Raw genomic sequence first — 20,797 nt, forward strand, 5'->3', positions numbered from 1 at the left:
ATTAATATATTTTCTGATAAGTAAAGACAGATTAAACTAAGATAACGCTCTTGATGAACGGTTAACTTCAAAAATAAACGGCAATTCCAATAGAATATTTATAAAATTTAATATATTTGGCATAAAATTGCGCATACATCAACCGCATTCGGTAGTGATACAATGACGACTTGTCTGAATTACCGGAAACACCCGTCATGAGTATCTACGCACTGGCACACATCATCCACGTTTATTGCGCGATTGCCTTTGTCGGCGGCGTATTTTTCGAAATGCTGGTTCTCTCCGTTTTGCACACCGGCCGCGTTTCACGCGAATCGCGCCGCGAAGTCGAACGTGCCATGTCCTATCGTGCCGTCCGCGTAATGCCGCCTGTCGTCATTACCTTGTTCATCAGCGGCATCGTGATGGTGTACAACCGCTACCTGCCGATACTTCACCACCCATTCGACAGCTCTTTCGGCATCATGCTGAGCATCAAAATCCTGTTGGCAATAAGCGTTTTGGTACATTTTGCCATCGCCGTCGTCAAAATGGCACGGCACACCCTCACCGTCGGCTGGTCGAAATACATACACGCCGTCGTATTCAGCCATATGCTGTTTATCGTCTTTTTTGCCAAGGCGATGTTCTACCTGTCTTGGTAAACCTTACCCATACCCCACACACAAGGATTGTTTATGACCCAATACCCGTCCGTCGGCTCGCCGATGTTTTACGGCATCTTCTTTATTGCCGTCTTAATCATGATCGCCATCGATATGGTATCGCTGAAAAAAAACGGCGCCCACAAAGTCAGCATCAAAGAAGCCCTCGCCTGGAGCGGCATTTGGGTGGCCGTATCCTGCACGTTTGCAGGCTGGCTCTATTTTGAACTGGCGGGCAACCCGACTTACGGGGCCGTTGTCGCCAAAGAAAAAGTCCTCGAATTCTTCACCGGCTATGTACTCGAAAAATCCCTTGCCGTTGATAACATCTTCGTTTTCCTGATGATTTTCGGCTACTTCAAAGTCGAACCCAAATTCCAACACCGCGTCTTGCTCTATGGTGTATTCGGCGCCATTGTCCTGCGCGCCATCATGATCTTCATCGGCGCAGCCTTGGTACAACAATTTGAATGGATTTTGTACCTCTTCGGCGCCTTCCTCTTATACACCGGCATTCACATGATGAAGCCGGAAGCCGAAGCTGAAGAAGACCTTTCCCAAAACAAAATCCTGACCCTACTCAAAAAAGTCATCCCGACCAGCCAACAGTTTGACGGTGAAAAATTCTTTACCATCGAGAACGGCAAACGCATCGCTACGCCGCTTTTGCTGGTATTGATTATGATCGAATTGAGCGACGTCATCTTCGCCGTGGACAGCATCCCCGCTATTTTTGCCGTAACCACCGACCCTTTCATCGTCCTCACTTCCAACATTTTTGCCATCTTGGGCCTGCGTGCCATGTACTTTTTACTGGCAGACTTTGCCGAACGCTTTATTTTCCTCAAATACGGCTTGGCTTTCGTGTTGAGCTTTATCGGTATCAAGATGTTGATTATGCACTGGGTGCATATCCCGATTTCCATTTCCCTGTCCGTCGTCTTCGGCGCACTGGGTGCGTCCATCCTAACTTCTTTGGTGTACACGCGTCAGCAAGAGAAAAAATAATCTGCCGATATAAAAAGGCCGTCTGAACATTTCAGACGGCCTTTTCAAATATCAAACACCAGCTTATTTAGCAGCGTCTTTCAATTTATCGGCAGCTTCTTGAGTCGCATCGGCTGCTTTACCCATAGCGTCTTTAGCTGCGTCTTTGGCAGCATCTTTAGCATCAGAAACTGCATCTTTAGCTTCTTCAACCGCTTTACCGGCAGCATCTTTAGCGTCAGAAACTGCTTTATCCGCAGTTGCTTTAGCATCTGCGGCTGCGTCTTTAACATCAGAAACAGCTTGCTCAGCCGCACCTTTGGCTTCAGAAGCAGCAGCATCAACAGCAGAAGTTGCATTTTCAGCAGCAGCGTTTACATCGGAAGCAACAGCAGAAGCCGCCTCTTGGGTTTCTTTTTTCGCTTCTTGTGTACACGCCGCCAAGCCGGCTACCATCATTGCAGCAATCAATAATTTTTTCATGTTGTATATCCTTTGGTCTAAAAAATATCTGCCAAAACTGACAGACCAAAAAATCATAACATAATAAATGCTCAAAAAAGGGAGAATTAACGCCAAATAACAGCTGGTTTACGTTTTTTGAAAAAAATTTCAAAAAAACAGTTGACGAAAAGAAACAATCTCCCTATAATGCACAGCTTATCGGGTCGTTAGCTCAGTCGGTAGAGCAGCGGACTTTTAATCCGTTGGTCGAGCGTTCGAATCGCTCACGACCCACCACTTTTCCTAAGCCTAAACAATTGTTTAGGCTTTTTTCTTAGCCACCGCCTATATTGGGGTGTGCCTGTTTTGTGTCGAAACCAAGACCGACACTGTCCAATATAGCCGCGTGTCCGTGCAAATGTTCGGGGCTAGATGGGCATACTTCTGAACCATCCCGACATTTTCCCAACCACCCATTTCCTGCAAAGCGGCGAGCGGAACTCCGGCTTGTACCAACCAACTTGCCCATGTATGCCTCAGATCGTGCCATCTGAAATCAACAATGCCTGCCTGAGACAATGCGTTTTTCCAAATACGCGAACTGATGCTTTTCACGGGTTTACCGTTTGGTAGAGTAAAAACAAAAGATGGATGTTTGCCCATCCGTTTTTCCAATATACCGAGTGCCGTCTGATTCAGGGCAACGCCGATAGCGCGTCCTGCTTTGGCTTCGTCTGCCTCAATCCATGCCGTCTTGCGACTTAGATTGATATGCGACCATTTCAGCCCCAGTACATTGCGTTGCCGCAAGCCTGTCGCCAAACTGAACACTGCCATATCAGCTAAATACTCCGGCAGGGCATCAATCAGCCTTTGGGCTTCTTCATGCTTCAGCCAACGGATACGGCGTTTGGCTTCACGATACAGTTTCAACTTCGGCACATTGTCCAGCCAGCCCCATTCTTTTTCCGCCTTATTCAAAATCGATCGGATTAAGGCAAGATAGCGATTTTTGGTACTGTCCGAACAAGTCATGCGGTTAATAGTCTGCATGATGAAATCACGGCTCATATGGTGCAAGAAGATACCTCTGAAATGAACTAGACAGCGCAAACGGCTTATGTCATCCCTGATGCTTTTCTTGTCCCCCATCTCTTCAATCCACCGGACTGCCGCTTCATCCCACAGTCGTTTCGGTTTTTCGTTGAAATGTTCCTGCTGCCACAATTCATGTTTCAGTTTGTCATGCAGCCTTTGGGCTTCATTTTTGTCTTTGGTGCGAGAAGATTGTCTAATTCTTTGACCGCTTTGCGTTGTGATGTCAATGTAATAGACGCCATTTTCGCGTTTATAGATCGGCATTTTTGTTCACTCCTACTTTCGAGTGAAGCCAGCATCCGCGCATTTTCCAGTTCGTTTATAAATGCGTCAAGTGCGGGCTGCGTGATACAGTATTTCCGTCCGGGCATGGAGGCTGCCAAACGGCCGGAGCGGATATGTTCCCGTATGGTTTCGGGATGGCATTTGCAGTATTGAGCCGCTTCTTTCACGTCATATGTCTTCATGGATTACCTCGATATTTCATAAACCGTGTAGGGCGCGTTTTCCTGTAGTAGCGACAGCCGTCTAACTGCCGCATATCGCTTGATACGGGATTCCAACACTAAAAAGTTGTTTCGGTCGATATAAAACAGCAGGCAGAGATAACCCTGCCTGTCTGCTTCGAGTGGAACGAGACGGAAGTGAGGAAACTGATCATCCTTTGGATTAAACAGGGCGCTTACTTTTACGGTAACAACTTCTACACTCTTCTCTATCAGCATAAAGTTCCCTAAACAAATTTCAGAACAAGTATGGAACAGAAGAAAATCAGTGCCGCAACTAACCATGACCGGTTTATCTTCGTTGTTACTTCGTCAAGGTATCCCTTCATTTGTTTGTCAATTTTGGCTTGGATTGAGGCGTACAACTTGCCTTCACTTTCAGCTAGCTCTTTACCATACCCTGCTAGAAGATCTGCCATAATCTGTTCACGATAAGTCTTCAAATCTTCAGCAATTTGAACTGCCGTTTTCAACGGTTCTTCGATTTCTGAAGTAATTCCGTCAAAATCCTCACGAGTACGGTTACGTTGTTCTTCAAACAAGGCTTTCAACCGGCTTTCCTGTACCAACAGAATAGCAATAACCGGGTCGTCTGCTGTAAGTTTGATACCTGAAACCCGGAACACGTCGGCAATAATGGCATCTACTTCTGCTTTTCCCATATCATGCCTCTGATTTTTCCGGTTGGCGTTGAGTAGCCAAAAACTCTATTTGATCCAGTTGTTCATACAACTCACGCTGTACCGTACGCAGACGTTGGCGAGGCATCAAGCCAAATTCACCTGAAGTTTGTGCTTCAGTTAAAGTCAGGTTTTTGGTTGTCATTTCCTTTATATCTGCACCAAACGTATCAGGGTTGCGATGTGAAATATGTACCACGCCGATAATACGATCCTTGTATTGCTTATAAACACCAAATTCTTCAAACGGTTTATCTTTAGTTACCACACCTTGAAAGTCGTTAAGCCAAATAACCACTTCAGCCTGTAAAGCATTTAACGTTTGCACCAAACCTGTAATACAGTCATCAAGAGTCTGTCCACCTACAAGTGGTACATGAATAATCATGCGGATACCGTTTTCGGCCAAGAAGGATGGTACTTCGTTTTCTGCCATATAAGACATCAATGGCACAAAAGTAGCAGCCCCGTTGTCAATGACAGCAATACCTTCCTCGTTTACCAGCTTCTCAATCAATCCATCAAAATAGCGGGAATCAATATTATTACTGTCATTTAAAATATCGATTACTTCAGGATTTAACGCCGAGAAACGGCTAAAAGAAGGATTTACGGGATCAGTATCAAAGCAATGCAGTTGCTCTCCACTGGCTTTTGCTTTGAGGTAGTCACCTAAAAAACTTGCAATCGTTGATTTACCAACGCCGCCTTTACCTTGTGCAATAAAATGGACTTCTTTCATGGCATAACCTTTCGTTTGTTCAAATGATTTTTTACAAAAAGAAACCTGCTCGTCCCTGAACAAGTTTGTGTTTGTAAAAAAAGCAGCCCTATATAGCAGGGCTGCCGAAGCTGCTAAACATTTATGCCTATGTAGAGCAGGAGTGAAGATTTAACGAATATCTACCCAGCGACCACCATTCTTCTCTTCGCCGACATATCGTACTTTATCGCCCGCAGTCGTCCATCCGTGGTCGTAATAAGCCTTGCAGTATTCCGGTTTATCAGGTCTGACGTAAAACTTTTTAACTATCTGGCAATTTTCATCAGACGTATATTGTCGGCCAAAACGATATTTGTTTTTTTGTTCGCATACCTGCTCAAACCTTGAATAACGCATCATGCGGTTCAACTCTTGAGCATCACACCGGCCAGCTCCATTTGCAATTGCATCAACCAAGCCCGACATTTCGGCACTTTCCGAACTACTCGGACACATTTTTAAAAAGTTACGACGCGCCTTGATCGTATTGCCCAATTTTTTGTGGCGAATCGAAAAATATCGTCTAATAGAAGACGCACATTCGCTTGGACGATCACCTGATGACAGACATAAAATTGCCTCACACGCCAAGCGCGTATCGCCTGTAAGCACATCGTCAGCATAAGTCGCCGGCGCTGCTCCCAGTAACGCCGCAATTAACAAACTCAAAGATTTTTTCATACACACACCTTTTCCATATTGAAATAAAAGACGAAAAAAAGGATAATCTGCGTACCCCTACGAGATCATCCATCTCAACTTAAATGCCGCTTTTGTATGAAAGCGGCTTTTTCATTGCCAAACAACTGTGCGAACTTGGAACTTTCTTCCTTCTTGCACAATGTTTACGCACAAATCAGAATTGCCCTTCATCAGCAGGTCAACCTGCTGGGCTGCGGCTCTCATGCTTTGATATGTACCGATGACGATCTGTTTGACGGGTTTACGGATTTTTTTCATGTTACTTCCTTTCGCTTTTAGATGAAGTGAAGGTCGTCTGAAACCATTTTCAGACGACCTCAGAATTTAATTGCTCTGCACTATTTTCCTAAGGATTCGATTTCTGTCTTAAATTTCAATTCCTGATCACGGCGTTGGCAGTCAGTCATAATTTCCTCGATATTTTCAAGATTTACGGTTTTATCAACTATACATCTTCGTAAATTAGCCTTTTGGATATCTGAACCACTGATAGGTATATACTCGTATTGATTTATTAAACCAATACCAATAAATAGAAATAAATACACGACAAACAAGCCGCCTAATATAAACGTAGGATGGAAGTCATCTTCTACGTCATGATTTATCATATAAAAACCCATGAAAATAGCACAAATAATGAAAAGTATAATCGTAGAAAGCGCCCAAGCCATACCACTACGAAGACCATATTCATTAAAAAACAAATTAAGCAAAACCGCCATCGTTCTCAACTCTCCCGAAAAAATCCCGCAAACCTACCCTCAAATTCCTCCGCAATCTCTTCAATATCGTCAAAATCGCTATCTTTCCAAAGATCACTGTCATTTAGAAACCACTCGAATTTCCACCAGTATTCATTTGCAACGCGCGATGCGAGGAATGCGTCATCGTGATTCTCACGGTTCGCCTCAAAAATATCCTGTCCTGAACGCACATAAACTGACGATTGGTTTTCAAAATGTTCACTGATTTCTGCTGCCTTGTTTTGCAGTTCTTTAATCTTAGCCTTTATCATATTTGTCATAATGACACCTTTGAACTATAATAATTTGTCTGATTATTTCAGATGAACCCAAACGGAAACTCGCTTCTTGCACAAGCGGGCTTGGATTTGGATACATGTTTAAAGACGGGTAGCGCCGTCTGAACATTTGGGCATTTGCCCTATCGGACTTTTCCGATAAATACCCGCTCACGGTGGGGAATATAAAAATCAAAATGTGTTTTGCAGCTTGTCCGCAGATTATCGCTGCTGCATCGGGAATACGTCCCGATTAAGAAATACGTCCAACTTGCCGCCTGTTACCGGACCCCACTGGGCAACCCGGATGCGCGGCATTTTTTTTGGGCAGGTCAGATGCTGCCTGCAACCGTTTGTCCGATTTACCCAAAGGCTCGATCACCTTTTTTACGCATGATGTTTCAGTCTTTTCAGGCCAAAACATCTCCGAAGGCCGGTTGCTTCGTTTCAAATATTTAAAGAGCTTTCTGCGTTAATTGCAGAATATATTTGCATTATAAGCAGATTATTTTCTGCGTCAAGTGCAAATTTGAATTTTGATAAAAATAAAAAGGCCGTCTGAAAATTCAGACGGCCTTTTTATTGGGCAATTGAAGATTATCCGTTGATGTCTGCCAATAAAGCTTTCTTGATTAGCTTAAAGGTATTGTAAGAAATTATTTTAAAGATGATACATACTGAAATTAGGAGAATAACGATAAACGGTGTTAAGGCTTTTTGCAGGAAAGGTCCTACAAAAGGTAGTAACCCTATGACTGGTATGACAATATACTTCATGAATATTGGCAGACCAAAAATAACAATTAGGATGAATAATGCCGACAAAAACATGAATTTGTTTCTGATAACTGATTTAATATTTGAATATTTTGGAGTGCTTTCCCCCAAATTGCTGTTATGCAACATGACATATTCGCCACGATTTTTCCGCTTATCAAATAACCCATACACTTTTACATGGTGTCCGACACGCGCAGAAAAATCCCAGTCATAGAATTTGAAGCTAGCCTCCCCTCCTTCATCATCAACTAGAAAAAACTCAAGTGTTTCGTGTGTTTGGCTCTGGATAGAAACATAATCAAACCCACCACCCGAAACACTTGTGCTACTTCTACAACTTGTATCCACCACTATTCCTGAATAACAAAGTAATTCAAAAAATCTGTTTTCAAAAATAACTTTAGATTTCACAGAAATCTCCTTGCAAATCATGATTCAGGTTGAAGAAGAGTGCAATTATTTTCTTCTATATTTTCGATGCTCAACCATGACCCCCAACGTTTTCAAGTCAGAGTGGGAAGAATGGAAAATTTCAAAATCTTCATTTAATGGATATAGCTCAAAAACTTTTTTTCCATCAACGATGCCACGCGCACGGTACTTTCTGAAAAAAATATCCTGACCATTACTTGTTGCCAAAACAAAGTCTCCAGCTTCAGCTTGTAAAGTTGGGTCTAAGATAATCTTATCACCTATCTGAAAATCCGGACTCATGCTTAAATCATTTATTTCAAATGAAAAAGATTGTGCTGAAATTATTGCTTCTGTTATCAACCATTCTTCGATTTCTAAAAATTCAACATGACTTTGGATTCTATCCCAATCTAAAATTTGCTGCTTATTTAACAAAGGAATCCTATGATAGCCTGATGGAAGCGATATATCCTTTGCTATATGAGATGACATCAAGTCAACGGGGGAGCAGTTTAAGGCTTTCGCAATTACACTTATCTTTTCAGTAGTCAAGGATTGTTGACCTCTTTCTATTCTTGAGAGGTTACCAGTATCCGAACCAATTTCAAGAGCTAATTGCTCAAGAGTCATTTTTAATTCTTTTCGCCTAGCGCGAATGTTTTGTCCAATATCCATTCTTGCATTCTCTAATTCTGCGTGAAATACATCAAAGCTGTGAAAGCAGAATAGCCTTGTTATTTTTCTGCGTTTAACGCATAATAAAAAAGTTTTTAGTAGGAATCAGATTATGACTTCACCTTTAAAATTAGCTCGCCTAGGGCGAAAACTGACGTTGGAACAAGTTGCCGAATTAGTTGGCAGCGATAGTGGGAATATTTCCAGAATTGAAAGAGCGAAACAAATCCCGAATAGGGATTTGGCAGCAAAACTGGTTGAGTTATTCAGAGAAGATGGACTCACGGAGGTTCATCTTTTTTATCCGGAACGGTTTGAAACCAAATAACAATGCTCACAGCCGAAATCCGCCACCACATAACAACGGACTTCGTGGTTTACCGCGAGTTCGGGCTTTTGTGCGGCTCCAATATTCAGGCAGCGACATTATTGTCAGGGCTGTTTTGGTGGAGTGACGTGGCCGATAAAGAACCAAAACGTCAGGGTTGGATTTATAAAACCGCTTCCCAACTGTTCGATGAGTTCGGACTGACACGGCGTGGCTATGAAAAGGCAAGAAAATTCCTCTCCAGCAAAGGCGTTATCCAATGCCGACGTGCAGGTGTACACGGCAGGATGCACTGGCAGCTCAATAAAGAGCGTCTGTTAGAGTTATGCTATCTTGTCAAAGGTAAACCAGTGCCGCAATTCAACAGCCGTTACCATCTCGACATCGAAAATTTCCGTCTTGAAAAGTGGATTAATCTCGATCTTTGGAATGACTTCCTCAAAATGCGCGCCGAAAAAGGCAAATCAGTCACAATTAAGCAGAAAAAGATCCTGCTCAACCAACTCAAAGACCTCAAAAATAAAAATTACGACTTGGAAGCTGCTATGCGAAAAGCCATTCTAAACGGCTGGGCAGGCTTCTACGCATCCGACCGATCGCCAATCCCCTCACAGCCGACACCTGAAGCAAAAGCCCTTAAGGTACTCGCGGAATATGAGGCACAAATCAAACAATCCGTTCATCCTCCAGATACGGACGGACAGCGGAATCCTGACAACCCTCATCGTCAAAATCTCCAAAATTACTATAAGAAAAAACAGTAACCATCATCAGGCTGTTGGCACAGCCATGCCCCAAAGCTGCTCCGGCAGCTTTTTTTGCGCTTTTTGCCGGTAGATATGCCGCCTAAAAGGCTGTTTTGTCTGTTTCTCTCAACAATTTGAGATGTGATGGGCTGTTTTTCTGCTTCGTTTACCTATTTTTATCCGAATCAAATTTAAAGAATAAGTTTTAATGTTGAATATAAGTATCTGAAAATATTATGTTTGTACATAATGAGCAAAGAACTTTGGCTTTAGAGGACATAGAACTTTGTCCGTATAGGACGGCCTTTATACAAAGATCACCTTCACAGACCACTATCAAAAAATATTACAGGCTCACGCCTGACTGTTTTTTGTGCAATTTATGATGGATGTAGATGGATATTGACGTTTGAGAGGATATAGACTCTTTTTGAGGGAGAGATATGTACAGGTTTTGTGGATAAATCGTTAGAAATCTGTACAGGGTTACTGTACAATAAATTATATTGCCCAATGGAGATATATAAAATGGACTATGTAATCAGCTACACCGCAGCCCGTGAAGATTTGGCGCAGGTTATGACTAAAGTTTGTGAAGACCAAGTAGTAACACATATTACGCGTCGGAACGGAGGGAACTGTGTCTTGATGTCTGAGGAAGAGTACAGCTCTATTATGGAGACACTTTACCTGTTCGGAAATCCTACTAATGCTGCACGTTTGGAACACTCGCTGGCTCAAGCAGAACAGGGAGAATTTGTAGAGGTTGATCTGTGAGGAAGCACCGTTTTACCGCTGATGCCGCCGAAGATTTGGCATATTGGAAAAAACATGATGCTAGGAAGGTTGAACGGATTAAGTTGCTTTTGGAAGATATTAAAGCCAACCATCCGAAGGGAATCGGTAAACCTGAACCACTTCGTCACCATAAATCGGGCTTATGGTCGCGAAGGATTGATCGGGAACACCGTTTGGTTTATTCGGTAGATGAAGATACGGTAACTGTATATGCTTGCCGATACCATTACGAACGCTAAAACAACTTGTTGACTTTGAGGCCGTCTGAAAATTCAGACGGCTTTTTCATTTGTAGTCTTCCGGGTTAATCTGATTTTGCCAATCAAATTTGTTCTTTCCGGAAGTGGATTGAGCCAAAGTTTCTTTTTGCTTTTCAGGTTCAGAAACAGGGCTTTTTGAATTAATTAATTTATTATCATTTTGAGATTTATCTACCATTTTTTCAGCTCCTAAATTCATTTTTTGAAGCCGGGAACGGATGAATCGATTTAATGCCTGTTGGCTTACACTTACATTTTTCTTTTCAGCCAAAAACTGCAATATCAGTTTTTCAGTAAACCCAAGCTGCTTCATTTTTAAAATTTCATCTTTATAAGGCTCCAGTACGGATCGTTTCCCTGGACTCAATTCATTTTCATACGATTTGATGAAATCTTCTAAATCACTCATACACACCTCTTACAACATCAAAACAACATTTATACAATATTTAAACAACATCTATACAACAAATATACAAACATATTTACAACATTATTACAACATTATTACAACATTATTACAATAATAAAACAACATATACAACATTAAAACAACCACTATACAACCTATTTACAACGTATATACAACTAAACAACAACACATATACAACAATTAAACAACAAATACCTCCTATCCGCGCGTACTTCTTCTCTCAAAAAAGGATATTGGCTAAGTACCAATAAATTTTAACTACAACGCAGGATAGGCAACGAGTGCCAAAAACAGGGTGGTTTTACCACCCTGATTCCGCCCAACAAGGCGGAAACGCCGCAAAGCGGCTGAAGGTTTGAAACAACCATCGGGGGCATCTGCCGCCGTGTTGTTGGTTGATGTCTAAATTTCAAAGCGCAAAAAGTCCAGACCAAGACAAGTGTCTCTGCACGTCTTCCACCTTTTCCACCACGCCACAGAAGGCGCACCGGACAAAGATGAAAGCCGCACAAAGCCAGTCTGGACTTTTTGCGCTTTGAAATTTTTAACGACATCACAACACGGCGGCAGATGCCCCCGATGGTTGTTTATTTATGAATGAATATTTATGAAAGGACTATCAGATGGGATTAGATATGTATGGCTATACCATGAATGCCGAGTTTGTCGGCGACCGTCAAATCGATGTGAATGTGAGCGAAGATGAACGCGAAGAAGCAGCACTGAATCATTTTGCCTACTGGCGGAAATTTAACCATCTTCATGGCTGGATGGAAAACTTATATCGTCAAAAAGGCGGAAAAGCTGAAGTCTTTAATTGCTGCACTGTTCGGCTAGAACTTGAAGATTTAGACCGTCTGGAATCTGATTTAAATGAAGAAAAATTGGAATACACGCCGGGCTTTTTCTTTGGAGACGATGAGATATATCCCGAAGACATTACAGAAACTAAAAACTTTATTGCTAATGCCCGTCTAGCAATAGCTACGGGACAAGCAGTATTTTATGACAGTTGGTGGTAATGGTACACGGTTTCAGGCGGTAAAGGCCGTCTGAAACCATAGGGAGCAAGAAGATGGAAAACACTGTTAAAGAGCTGAAAAAACTTATTTATTCATTCGGTGCGGCGTATAAGCCGTCTGATGTTTTTCGTGATTTCGTAGAGCTGGCAGCCCTTGCGATTTTTAATAGTTATATGCGGGATGATGATTGGGAAATACGCGAGGAACGATACCACACTATCCGCCGAGAATATAAAGAAGAGGTTTTTAAAATCTTTCCTGAGCTGTTGGGCGTTTTGGCTTCGGGCTGCATTAGAGCGGTGAACGTCGGAAGCTACGAAGATTTTTTGGGTGAGCTTTATATGGACTTGGGAGCGTCAAACGAGCGTAACGGGCAGTATTTTACGCCGATGTCAGTATCAAGAGTGATGGCGAAACTGGTAGGAATCGACACGGAGGAGAAACTGGAGAAACAAAGATTTGTTTCCTTGCTTGAACCATGTTGCGGCAGCGGTGCGAATCTGCTTGCCTATGCAGAACATATCACCGATAGCGGAAAAGTTCCGACTTTACATATGGCAGCGGTTGCGGTGGATATAGATGTTTTGTGTGTGTGGATGTGTTTTGTGCAATGTCATTTTTACGGTATCCCCGCAAAAATCATACATGGAGACAGTATAAAAAACGAATTTCATACGGCATGGCGGACGGTGCATTGGTTGCGTGGCGGTTTTGAAGACTATATGAAAGCCGAAATTGAAGCCGACAAAAAAGCCGCTTTCGACGCAAAACAACACAGCCAAGACGAAACGAAGATAACCGCCCCCTTATTGACATTGGAAGAACAGTTGGTTTTGTTTTAAAGAAAGAAGCGTGATGATTCAAGATGTGAAAAAAGTGGATAAGGTTGACAGTATTTTAAATGAGGTTTCGACATTAAGCCCGAAGGAAATCCGAGAAATTTTTATGCGGATGTGGCGACATATGGATGCACTAAATTACGGCTTGACGGCTGACGATTGCGTTGAACTTTTTGCAACTGCTTTAAAAGGCAGTTCAGATTTAACCTATGATTTGTTAAAGGATACCTGTCATGATTACAGTGTTGGAACAATGACAGAAACATTTTCCTTATTACCACGAGAAACGTATGACAAAATGTTTTCTGAATGCCTCAAAGGTAAAATTCCCGCTGAAACGCGACTGGATACCGAAGCCCTAATTAAGTTTTTGATGTTGGATAATGTTTCTGAAATTGAAGTGAGCATTAGAAAAGGTTGTATAAGAGCAACACATTTTATAGGTTCTGACAAAAAATATATCTATGACACAGGTATTGATGATGAAGGAATTCAATGGGAAATTGAAGATTTCAAGGCTATTTATCCGCATACATGGTGGACGGTAGAGCAGGTTATTTACAATGACTAAGATATAAAGGTCGTCTGAAACGGCGATTTCAGACGACCTTTATATGCTGAAGGGAAATTAACGGAAAAAAACGCCCGCCGCAGCCCCCAAGAGAAAAACAGACTTAGGCAACTTTTCCGGCACCTTCGGCAGCCTGCAAAATTGCCATGCCTATTTTTCTCTTACCCCCACGGCGGGCTTTTTTATTTATGAAAAATTAGTACTATTCAATCTAGTAGCTGACAGCTCTTAAAACTGGAGCTATTTAGACAAAATATCTGCCTTTGTCGATTTTGATCGGTGTTTAACGTGGGCAGGGATGAAAAATAACACATAAGGAAAACTAATGCTTTTACTACGGCGTGAACACATTGATAGGTTGTTTGATATGTTAATAGCAAACCGCAGGTTTGATACCCCATTTAAAATTACGGAGTACGATGGTGGGATGAATTTTTTGGGCGCGTTTGGCGAAGTCCCAGTACACGAGCTTGGAAATCGATCGGCGACATTGTGCTTTGAATGGAAAGGAGAGATCTCTGAACCACGAGATACCCATGATATTTCGGGGATGAAGCCAAACATTCTTTATGACTTTAATGGATCAGGACGGCACTTTGATAACTCTGATCCACGTTACCTGCTTCCAGTGGGTTCAAAAGGACTGATTCTGAAACATATCGTGATTAATGATGAAGACGAGCTTTTGAGGATTTGATGTAACCGACGAAAAATTTATTTTTACCGATACCGACTATTGAAAGCCATCCCAATTGTGCGAAACATTTTATTGCATAAGGCATGGCAGGAAATTTACCGGATAAATGAAATGTGTCGTAACACTTTATTTGAAATTGCCATATGCAACCGCCTAATGTAAGATGAATAAACATACAACCGAGTTTTCATCTGCTAGAGCTAATATAAGGTCTTTTTTTGGTCATTACTATAATTGTCCACTTACATTATTTAACTTAATTAATTCTATGAACCCCTTCTTTTCCTCCCAAGCCATATTTCCTCCATTATCACTATTATTCCTATCATTGATAGCTGCCTTTCCTGTCCCAACATCAGCCGCTCCCACTCCCGAAGCCATTTCACAACAACAGGATATTCTCCAGCGTCAACGGGAGAAGCAGCTGCGTGAACAGATGTTGCCTGAACAAGATGTGCGTTTAGATGATGCTGATACAGGTAGGGAGAAGATGGCAACACAGGCAGGTAGTGCAAATTCGGATGAAGCAAGCCCATGCTTTCCTATTTCTGAAGTGGAATTGGTAGGTAAAGGAGCCGCTCAATTTCGATTTGCGCTCAACCAGGCTTTGCGCCAAACACATTTTGTTCCCGGCAAGTGTTTGCATGCGGGCGATATCAATCAAATCATGTCTTTGGCGCAAAATGCTTTGATCGGCAGGGGGTATACCACGACACGTATTTTGGCTGCGCCACAAAATTTGAATAGTGGCAAGCTTCAATTAACACTGATGCCGGGCTATCTGCGCTTCATACGAATCGATAGATCTAATGATGCCCAAACCCATGCTGAACGCATTGCAGCATTCCAAAACAAATTTCCCTCCCGCTCAAACAATCTGTTGAATCTGCGTGATTTAGAACAAGGACTGGAAAATCTCAAACGGCTCCCAACAGCAGAAGTCGATATCCAAATCATTCCCGTAGAGGACGAACCAAATCAAAGTGATGTTGTGGTGCAATGGCAGCAACGTTTGTTGCCCTACCGTGTAAGTGTAGGCGTGGATAATTCAGGCAGTAAAACAACGGGGAAATATCAAGGAAATATCACTTTCTCTGCTGACAATCCTTTTGGACTGAGTGATATGTTTTATGTAAATTATGGACGTTCAATTGGCGATACGCCCAATGAGGAAAATTTTGACGGCCATCGCAAAGAAAGCGGATCGAACAATTACGCAGTACATTATTCAGTTCCTTTTGGTAAATGGACATGGGCATTCAATCATAACGGCTACCGTTACCATCAGGCAGTTGCCGGATTATCAGAAGTGTATGATTATAATGGGAAAAGTTATAATACTGATTTCGGCTTCAACCGTCTTTTGTATCGTGATGCCAAACGCAAAACTTATCTCGGTGTAAAACTGTGGACAAGGGAAACAAAAAGCTATATTGATGATGCCGAACTGACTGTACAAAGGCGTAAAACTGCAGGTTGGTTGGCAGAACTTTCCCACAAAGAATATATCGGCCGCAGTACGGCAGATTTTAAGTTGAAATATAAACGCGGTACCGGCATGAAAGATGCTCTGCGCGCACCCGAAGAAGCCTTTAACGAAGGCTCGTCACGTATGAAAATTTGGACGGCTTCGGCTGATGTAAACATTCCTTTTCAAATCGGTAACCAGCTATTTGCCTACGATACATCTGTTCACGCACAATGGAACAAAACCCCGTTAACATCGCAAGACAAACTGGCCATCGGCGGCCGCTACACCGTGCGTGGCTTCGACGGTGAAATGAGTTTGTCTGCCGAGCGGGGATGGTATTGGCGCAACGATTTGAGTTGGCAATTTAAACCAGGCCATCAACTTTATTTTGGGGCTGATGTGGGACATGTTTCAGGACAATCCGCTCAATGGTTGTTGGGGCAAACTTTAGCTGGTACAGCAATGGGGATACGCGGACAAATGAAGCTTGGCGGAAACCTACATTACGATATATTTACCGGCCGCGCATTGAAAAAACCCGAATTTTTCCAATCAAAGAAATGGGCAAGCGGTTTTCAGATAAGCTATACGTTTTAAAATAGTATCGTCAAATGAGCTATAAGGAAGAGATAATAAAATTTGATAATAGCTGAGACCCTGCAAAATACCTCTCTTCACCTATTTACTGACAGCCAAAAACCTGTGTTGGGGTTCAGCTGTTGGGGGAAAAGGAATTTTGCAAAGGTCTCAGGATGTGTGTTGTTATACAGGTAAATAAAGGTCGTCTGAAACGGTTTTGCTGTTTTCAGACGGCCTTTTGAATTCATACAAGCTATGGCTTGGCTTGCTTATCTTTATAATTGGCTAAATTTCCAATAATCCCGTCCTTCAATTTTCCAGTAACAGAATTCGTCCGGTATTAAATACCCAAAATCCATTGCCTTTGAAAACCAGCCATCATATACATAATCTTCATGACATCTGTCCCAATCCATATGCAGATACACTTCCGTATCAAAATTGATATAGAACAAAGGCAGCCTCGAAGAAATCTGATTGATTTTTAAGAAATCACTTTGCTGACCAGAGTCTGAGATAGGATCATTGTACGACAGCTTGTTCTCAACAACGGAATATAACCTTACTGCTTCAGCAGAAGTAAACCCCTGAAACATCAGTTCCTTCAATTCATCTTTTTTTAATTCAATGACTGAATCTGATTGAAGATAGCTTTCAAAATTGTCCTTAGTTAACTGCCAGATACCATTACGGTAATTTTTATAATCATAATTATATTGTTCTTTAGTTATAATTCCTTCTCTTAGATAAATATCAAAAGATATTTTTGCATTTAATTCAAAATTTTCCTTATAATCAATCAAATAATATATCTTTTTCTTATAGACAAAAATAGATATGCATTGAGTATATTGAAAGATGGCATTTAATAATTCAGATTTAAATTTCTCAATTTTTTCCATATTTGACAAATTCCTTAATAACTTTATCTTCAGCAAGTCGTAGCCCACATTAAATCTGCAGCGAAGGTGTGCGCGGTACGCACGCGGGCTTTGAGTGTGATAAAAAAGATCGTCTGAAACATTTTTCCAGCTTTCAGACGACCTTTTGCCAAATATTATCGGCAGCGGCTCAATGCCAACTTTAAACCTGCTCCTATTTCTTCAGGACTGTTATCCAATGATAAAATTACATCGTCTGCATCAATGGCATCCCACGCTTCCAGCTTGACATGGCGGCTCGGGCTGATTTTCAGGCAGCCGTTGTGCAGCCAAATATCCACGCTCATCATGTTTTTAAATAGGGCGCGTCTGGTTTTATAGCCCAAGTTCCCGCATAGGTTGGCAACCCAATCCTCATAGCGTTGCCGAAATTTTTCGGTATCAAAAAAATCTTGGTCTTCTGGACTGTCATAAACGAAAGTCCTGCTGTTTGTCAACGCTTGCAAGACCGTCGTGCCTAAAGTTCCATTGTCGGTATCCAATGGCAGGATATGGGAGGGATATAGGTGGTCTGGAGCATATCGCCCAAATCCTGACCATGTTTGAATAATCAAGGCTCTTTCATTTGCCTTATAGCCAGCCCAATAATCTTGTTCTTGATTGAAAGTCATTTATTCGATCTCCGTAATTTTGACTGTAATGTTTTGACTTTTGCCATACTCTATCACACGTTGTAACTGCAATCTTTGCTCTTTATTAGTTTGTGCGGGTATGGCCAGATGGATTTCGCGCTGTTTGATCATGTCGGCCCTTAATGTCATACCCAAAAGGCTATGACGTTCAAAATTTGCCGTTTTAGAGTTGTATCTACACCGCTTCGGATGGTGGTTTTGCCGGCCGGGCTGCCGATATGGGTGTGGCGGCGGGTTGCTTTTGTCTGATTGCTGTGATGGCTTGTTGGAAGAAAGGCCGTCTGAAACGTATTTATTGTTTCAGACGGCCTCTTGGCTCAAACCTTGAGAACTGCATATGTGCGTTCCGCACACATACTACTTATTGAGTTTAAGTTTTATATGGGCTACGGCTTGCTATGCCGTCTTCTTTCCAGGTGTCGTAGCGGCTTTGGTTTTCGGCAAGGTAGGCGTTTACTTGGTCAGATGGCGGATTTTTTGTTCGTCGTAGATGATGGAGACGCTGATACCGGAGTAAGCGTAGATTGGGTCTTGACCTCAACCTACACTTGTTTTACATAAAATTTTGTGTCTCTGTTTGAAAAATCTAAATAACAACATTCTACTTTACCTATTGAATTGATTATAGTTGAAACAGGAATATTAAGAAGCCTAATACCCAAATCATCAATTTCAAAATCATTAATTCCACTCTTATAAAGGTAGCTTATTATTTCATCATTAATTTTTCCAAGCCAATTAAAAGAAATATCTTCTAAAAAAAACTTATTTGGTTCAAATATCTCTATCGCTTGAAGCTGATTTTTATCATCATAAAAACAATGGATATTCAACTCGGGAAAAACATCCATAGGAACTCGAGAGTATGATGACTTATAAATTTCTTGTACATCAGAACTAAATATTGCACGAACTTGTTTTCGATTCAGATTTGATGAGATAATGTTTACACAATTTTCTATTTTTTTTGAACTAAAATAAAAAATTTTCATAATTTTTTGCCTATTTTTTAGTTTTAAAAGAATTTGGGTCTAGTTTTCCCGAATACTCAAGCATCTCCTCGATTGCCTTATCATATTTGGATCCGAACTTAGATCTGATATCCCTCACATCCATTTCAATAGCCTCTTTCAATTTACCTTGTTCCAGTAACTCTTTTTGCTTAGCCCTATATTGGATAGCATAAGGAGAGCGTCCATAACTTTCAGTAAGCCGATGATCCTTCGGATCCATCTTAATAGCAGGACCTTGTTCACTACTAATGGGGGCTCCTTTATAGCAATCCTTCGCAGGACAATGATGCGAATCCAAACCGTCATTGGTCGGTTTTTTGGTTTCCGAATGCGCCCCTCCTTTGTACTTATGTTCCGTCGTTGCCAATGCCGTATCCGGAATCCTATCCCCCTTCGCAACATTGCCGTTTACAGGAATACGGATATTCCCCGCACCCGCCAATAAGGGATCTCTGCCGGTAACGGTCGGCTTGATGTTTTTCAGGTTGCCAACGCCCGCAAGAATCGGGGCTTTTACCCTCGGATTGGGGTTGACAAAGCTCGTCAGCCAGTCGGTAACGTTCAGCGCAAGCTCTTCGTTTTTCCGCTCTTCCTGCCTGATTTTGGTGTCTTTCGTCCCGCTGTGCAACCAGGTCAGGTTGCGGTATTCGGGTTTGTCCTGTCGGCGGTATTCCTCAAACAGCTTCGGATCGTTGTAGGCTTGCGGATTTCTTGCGCCGTAGTTGCGGTAGTCCCAAGTATAACCCAAGGCTTTGTCTTCGCCTTTCATGCCGATTGTGGAAATAACCGTTTGGTCGGTATAGCCGTCTTGGGAACCTTTATCCACCCAGCGCAGTATCTGCCTGCGGATTCTCATTGCCGCTTCTTGACTGCTGATTTTTCTGCCTTCGCGTTTTTCGACTTCACGCTTGAGGGCTTCGGCATATTTGTCGGCCAACGCCATTTCTTTCGGATGCAGCTGCCTATTGTTCCAATCGACATTCGCCCCTACTGCCGCCGTACCGACACTCCCGCCCGCCGCATAGCCGATTGCCGCCCCGCCCAGTGCGTTGACCGCCGCTTTGCCCGCCGGACCGAGGTTTTCCGCTGCTTCGTCCAAATACGGTGCGGCAAGGGAAGTGCCGCCGCCGGCCAGTATGCCGCCGAGGTTGCCCGTCGTCAGTCCGCCTGCCGCCCCGTGCAGGATACTCCTGCCTATGCCGCCTTCTTTCCAGGTGTCGTAGCGGTTTTGGTTTTCGGCAAGGTAGGCGTTTACTTGACCGAGGGATGCGCGGATAGCGGCTTTTTCGGTTTCGCTGTCCGTGTTTTGCAGTTCGGCCTCCAGCAGGGTTTTGGCTGCCTGATACCGTTCGTAACTTTGGGTATTGCCGAGTTTGTCGGAAACGGCTGCTGTGGTTTGGGCGGCGTTTTTACCGAACTCCTGCGTTACTTCCCTTTGCAGGTTGATCTCTTTGGCAACCGCGTCTTTGTCGAAGCTGTTTTTCAGACGGCCTGTGTGTTGATCCGCAGTTTCGGTGTCGATGCCGGTGTGGATACGCGCTTCGGTTTCTTTGGCGGTCCTGCCGGTTCGGGCAAGTTGTCCCGCTTTGTCGGTGATGTGTATGTTGCGGGTGTTGATGCCGCTGCGGGTGGTGCTGTTTTTGCTGTCTCCATCGCTGCCGTAGCCGATGGCGTTATTGTTGTTTTGACCTTTAGAAGCATCAGTCAAGCGGATTCCCGGGCCGGAATCGGCAGGACGGTTTTGCCC

27 protein-coding genes, 1 tRNA gene and 2 pseudogenes are annotated in these 20,797 nt (G+C 42.7%); 12 read left to right on the plus strand and 18 right to left on the minus strand.

Going from position 1 to position 20,797, the window contains the following annotated elements; genetic code table 11:
• Positions 1-197 precede the first annotated feature (197 nt).
• Both KCG54_RS10540 and KCG54_RS10545 read left to right on the plus strand, forming a co-directional pair.
• On the plus strand, positions 198-647 hold the full coding sequence (locus KCG54_RS10540; protein WP_049330770.1) for a CopD family copper resistance protein: 450 nt from the start codon (positions 198-200) through the stop codon (positions 645-647).
• Positions 648-680: 33 nt separating this feature from the next.
• Entirely contained in the window at positions 681-1,655 is a 975-nt protein-coding gene (locus KCG54_RS10545; protein WP_070645670.1) for a TerC family protein, read from the plus strand.
• Positions 1,656-1,718: 63 nt separating this feature from the next.
• Here KCG54_RS10545 and KCG54_RS10550 read toward each other — a convergent pair whose 3' ends face one another.
• Positions 1,719-2,117 (minus strand): Ag473 family lipoprotein, encoded by a 399-nt coding sequence (locus KCG54_RS10550; protein ID WP_254324141.1) that lies wholly within the window; start codon positions 2,115-2,117, stop codon positions 1,719-1,721.
• A gap of 182 nt (positions 2,118-2,299) precedes the next feature.
• Here KCG54_RS10550 and KCG54_RS10555 point away from each other — a divergent pair.
• Positions 2,300-2,375: transfer RNA gene (locus KCG54_RS10555), tRNA-Lys, on the plus strand.
• On the opposite strand, the pseudogene KCG54_RS10560 reads toward KCG54_RS10555, so the two are convergent.
• The 11 genes and pseudogenes from KCG54_RS10560 to KCG54_RS10610 all read right to left on the minus strand — a co-directional run bounded on the left by KCG54_RS10560 (position 2,363) and on the right by KCG54_RS10610 (position 8,720).
• Positions 2,363-3,404, minus strand: a pseudogene (locus KCG54_RS10560) (tyrosine-type recombinase/integrase). The gene KCG54_RS10555 and the pseudogene KCG54_RS10560 sit on opposite strands and share 13 nt — an antisense overlap.
• Entirely contained in the window at positions 3,314-3,643 is a 330-nt protein-coding gene (locus tag KCG54_RS10565; RefSeq protein WP_083301548.1) for a helix-turn-helix domain-containing protein, read from the minus strand. The pseudogene KCG54_RS10560 and the gene KCG54_RS10565 overlap by 91 nt, the downstream one beginning before the upstream one ends.
• A gap of 3 nt (positions 3,644-3,646) precedes the next feature.
• Complete coding sequence (locus KCG54_RS10570) at positions 3,647-3,901, minus strand: lipopolysaccharide heptosyltransferase (protein ID WP_070848795.1); 255 nt, start codon at positions 3,899-3,901, stop codon at positions 3,647-3,649.
• Between the two features lie 8 nt (positions 3,902-3,909).
• Positions 3,910-4,344, minus strand: a complete 435-nt coding sequence (locus KCG54_RS10575; protein ID WP_049322052.1) for a hypothetical protein — start codon at positions 4,342-4,344, stop codon at positions 3,910-3,912.
• A 1-nt stretch (position 4,345) separates the two neighbouring features.
• A complete protein-coding gene (locus KCG54_RS10580) occupies positions 4,346-5,104 on the minus strand; it encodes a conjugal transfer protein TraL (RefSeq protein ID WP_254324142.1) in 759 nt (252 codons plus the stop codon).
• A 150-nt stretch (positions 5,105-5,254) separates the two neighbouring features.
• Positions 5,255-5,806 (minus strand): TrbM/KikA/MpfK family conjugal transfer protein, encoded by a 552-nt coding sequence (locus KCG54_RS10585; protein ID WP_254324143.1) that lies wholly within the window; start codon positions 5,804-5,806, stop codon positions 5,255-5,257.
• Positions 5,807-5,917: 111 nt separating this feature from the next.
• On the minus strand, positions 5,918-6,085 hold the full coding sequence (locus KCG54_RS10590; RefSeq protein ID WP_168162757.1) for a hypothetical protein: 168 nt from the start codon (positions 6,083-6,085) through the stop codon (positions 5,918-5,920).
• Between the two features lie 80 nt (positions 6,086-6,165).
• Complete coding sequence (locus KCG54_RS10595) at positions 6,166-6,552, minus strand: hypothetical protein (protein ID WP_254324144.1); 387 nt, start codon at positions 6,550-6,552, stop codon at positions 6,166-6,168.
• A 5-nt stretch (positions 6,553-6,557) separates the two neighbouring features.
• Positions 6,558-6,854, minus strand: a complete 297-nt coding sequence (locus tag KCG54_RS10600) for a hypothetical protein (RefSeq protein WP_254324145.1) — start codon at positions 6,852-6,854, stop codon at positions 6,558-6,560.
• 594 nt (positions 6,855-7,448) lie between these two features.
• Positions 7,449-8,042: a hypothetical protein gene (locus KCG54_RS10605; protein WP_254324146.1), complete on the minus strand. Its 594-nt coding sequence runs from the start codon at positions 8,040-8,042 to the stop codon at positions 7,449-7,451.
• A 45-nt stretch (positions 8,043-8,087) separates the two neighbouring features.
• The gene (locus KCG54_RS10610; RefSeq protein WP_254324147.1) at positions 8,088-8,720 is read right to left on the minus strand and encodes a LexA family transcriptional regulator; all 633 of its coding nucleotides are present in this window, start codon (positions 8,718-8,720) and stop codon (positions 8,088-8,090) included.
• A gap of 112 nt (positions 8,721-8,832) precedes the next feature.
• On the opposite strand from KCG54_RS10610, the gene KCG54_RS10615 reads away from it, so the two are divergent.
• The 4 genes from KCG54_RS10615 to KCG54_RS10630 all read left to right on the plus strand — a co-directional run bounded on the left by KCG54_RS10615 (position 8,833) and on the right by KCG54_RS10630 (position 10,831).
• On the plus strand, positions 8,833-9,048 hold the full coding sequence (locus tag KCG54_RS10615; protein WP_049351607.1) for a helix-turn-helix transcriptional regulator: 216 nt from the start codon (positions 8,833-8,835) through the stop codon (positions 9,046-9,048).
• Positions 9,049-9,050: 2 nt separating this feature from the next.
• Positions 9,051-9,812, plus strand: coding sequence for a hypothetical protein (locus tag KCG54_RS10620; protein ID WP_254324148.1), 762 nt, complete (start codon positions 9,051-9,053; stop codon positions 9,810-9,812).
• Positions 9,813-10,322: 510 nt separating this feature from the next.
• The gene (locus KCG54_RS10625; RefSeq protein WP_223169026.1) at positions 10,323-10,571 is read left to right on the plus strand and encodes a type II toxin-antitoxin system Phd/YefM family antitoxin; all 249 of its coding nucleotides are present in this window, start codon (positions 10,323-10,325) and stop codon (positions 10,569-10,571) included.
• Positions 10,568-10,831 (plus strand): Txe/YoeB family addiction module toxin, encoded by a 264-nt coding sequence (locus KCG54_RS10630; protein WP_079453728.1) that lies wholly within the window; start codon positions 10,568-10,570, stop codon positions 10,829-10,831. The genes KCG54_RS10625 and KCG54_RS10630 overlap by 4 nt, the downstream gene beginning before the upstream one ends.
• Positions 10,832-10,877: 46 nt before the next feature.
• Here the strand turns inward: KCG54_RS10630 and KCG54_RS10635 are convergent, their stop codons facing one another.
• The gene (locus KCG54_RS10635) at positions 10,878-11,261 is read right to left on the minus strand and encodes a hypothetical protein (protein ID WP_254324149.1); all 384 of its coding nucleotides are present in this window, start codon (positions 11,259-11,261) and stop codon (positions 10,878-10,880) included.
• Positions 11,262-11,908: 647 nt separating this feature from the next.
• Between KCG54_RS10635 and KCG54_RS10640 the strand changes: the two genes are divergently transcribed.
• The 5 genes from KCG54_RS10640 (at position 11,909) to KCG54_RS10660 (ending at position 16,482) form a co-directional block, all read left to right on the plus strand.
• A complete protein-coding gene (locus KCG54_RS10640) occupies positions 11,909-12,307 on the plus strand; it encodes a phosphoglycerate kinase (RefSeq protein WP_254324150.1) in 399 nt (132 codons plus the stop codon).
• A gap of 53 nt (positions 12,308-12,360) precedes the next feature.
• Positions 12,361-13,149 (plus strand): N-6 DNA methylase, encoded by a 789-nt coding sequence (locus tag KCG54_RS10645; RefSeq protein ID WP_254324151.1) that lies wholly within the window; start codon positions 12,361-12,363, stop codon positions 13,147-13,149.
• Between the two features lie 13 nt (positions 13,150-13,162).
• On the plus strand, positions 13,163-13,717 hold the full coding sequence (locus tag KCG54_RS10650; RefSeq protein WP_254325024.1) for a hypothetical protein: 555 nt from the start codon (positions 13,163-13,165) through the stop codon (positions 13,715-13,717).
• A 325-nt stretch (positions 13,718-14,042) separates the two neighbouring features.
• Positions 14,043-14,414 carry a hypothetical protein gene (locus KCG54_RS10655; RefSeq protein WP_254324152.1) on the plus strand — a complete coding sequence of 124 codons (372 nt, stop codon included), beginning with the start codon at positions 14,043-14,045 and terminating at the stop codon, positions 14,412-14,414.
• Between the two features lie 268 nt (positions 14,415-14,682).
• Positions 14,683-16,482, plus strand: coding sequence for a ShlB/FhaC/HecB family hemolysin secretion/activation protein (locus KCG54_RS10660; RefSeq protein ID WP_349306446.1), 1,800 nt, complete (start codon positions 14,683-14,685; stop codon positions 16,480-16,482).
• A 257-nt stretch (positions 16,483-16,739) separates the two neighbouring features.
• On the opposite strand, the gene KCG54_RS10665 is transcribed toward KCG54_RS10660, so the two are convergent.
• The 5 genes and pseudogenes from KCG54_RS10665 to KCG54_RS12070 form a co-directional block, all read right to left on the minus strand.
• Positions 16,740-17,366 carry a hypothetical protein gene (locus KCG54_RS10665; RefSeq protein ID WP_254324154.1) on the minus strand — a complete coding sequence of 209 codons (627 nt, stop codon included), beginning with the start codon at positions 17,364-17,366 and terminating at the stop codon, positions 16,740-16,742.
• Between the two features lie 155 nt (positions 17,367-17,521).
• Entirely contained in the window at positions 17,522-18,016 is a 495-nt protein-coding gene (locus KCG54_RS10670; protein ID WP_254324155.1) for a contact-dependent growth inhibition system immunity protein, read from the minus strand.
• Positions 18,017-18,166, minus strand: coding sequence for a hypothetical protein (locus tag KCG54_RS12005; protein WP_349267077.1), 150 nt, complete (start codon positions 18,164-18,166; stop codon positions 18,017-18,019).
• A gap of 413 nt (positions 18,167-18,579) precedes the next feature.
• On the minus strand, positions 18,580-18,888 hold the full coding sequence (locus tag KCG54_RS10675) for a hypothetical protein (RefSeq protein WP_070585507.1): 309 nt from the start codon (positions 18,886-18,888) through the stop codon (positions 18,580-18,582).
• A 151-nt stretch (positions 18,889-19,039) separates the two neighbouring features.
• Positions 19,040-20,722: pseudogene (locus tag KCG54_RS12070) on the minus strand (hypothetical protein); the annotation flags it as partial.
• Between the last annotated feature and the right edge of the window lie 75 nt (positions 20,723-20,797).

The sequence above is a fragment of the Neisseria subflava genome (assembly GCF_024205705.1).
Classification (GTDB): domain Bacteria; phylum Pseudomonadota; class Gammaproteobacteria; order Burkholderiales; family Neisseriaceae; genus Neisseria; species Neisseria subflava_D.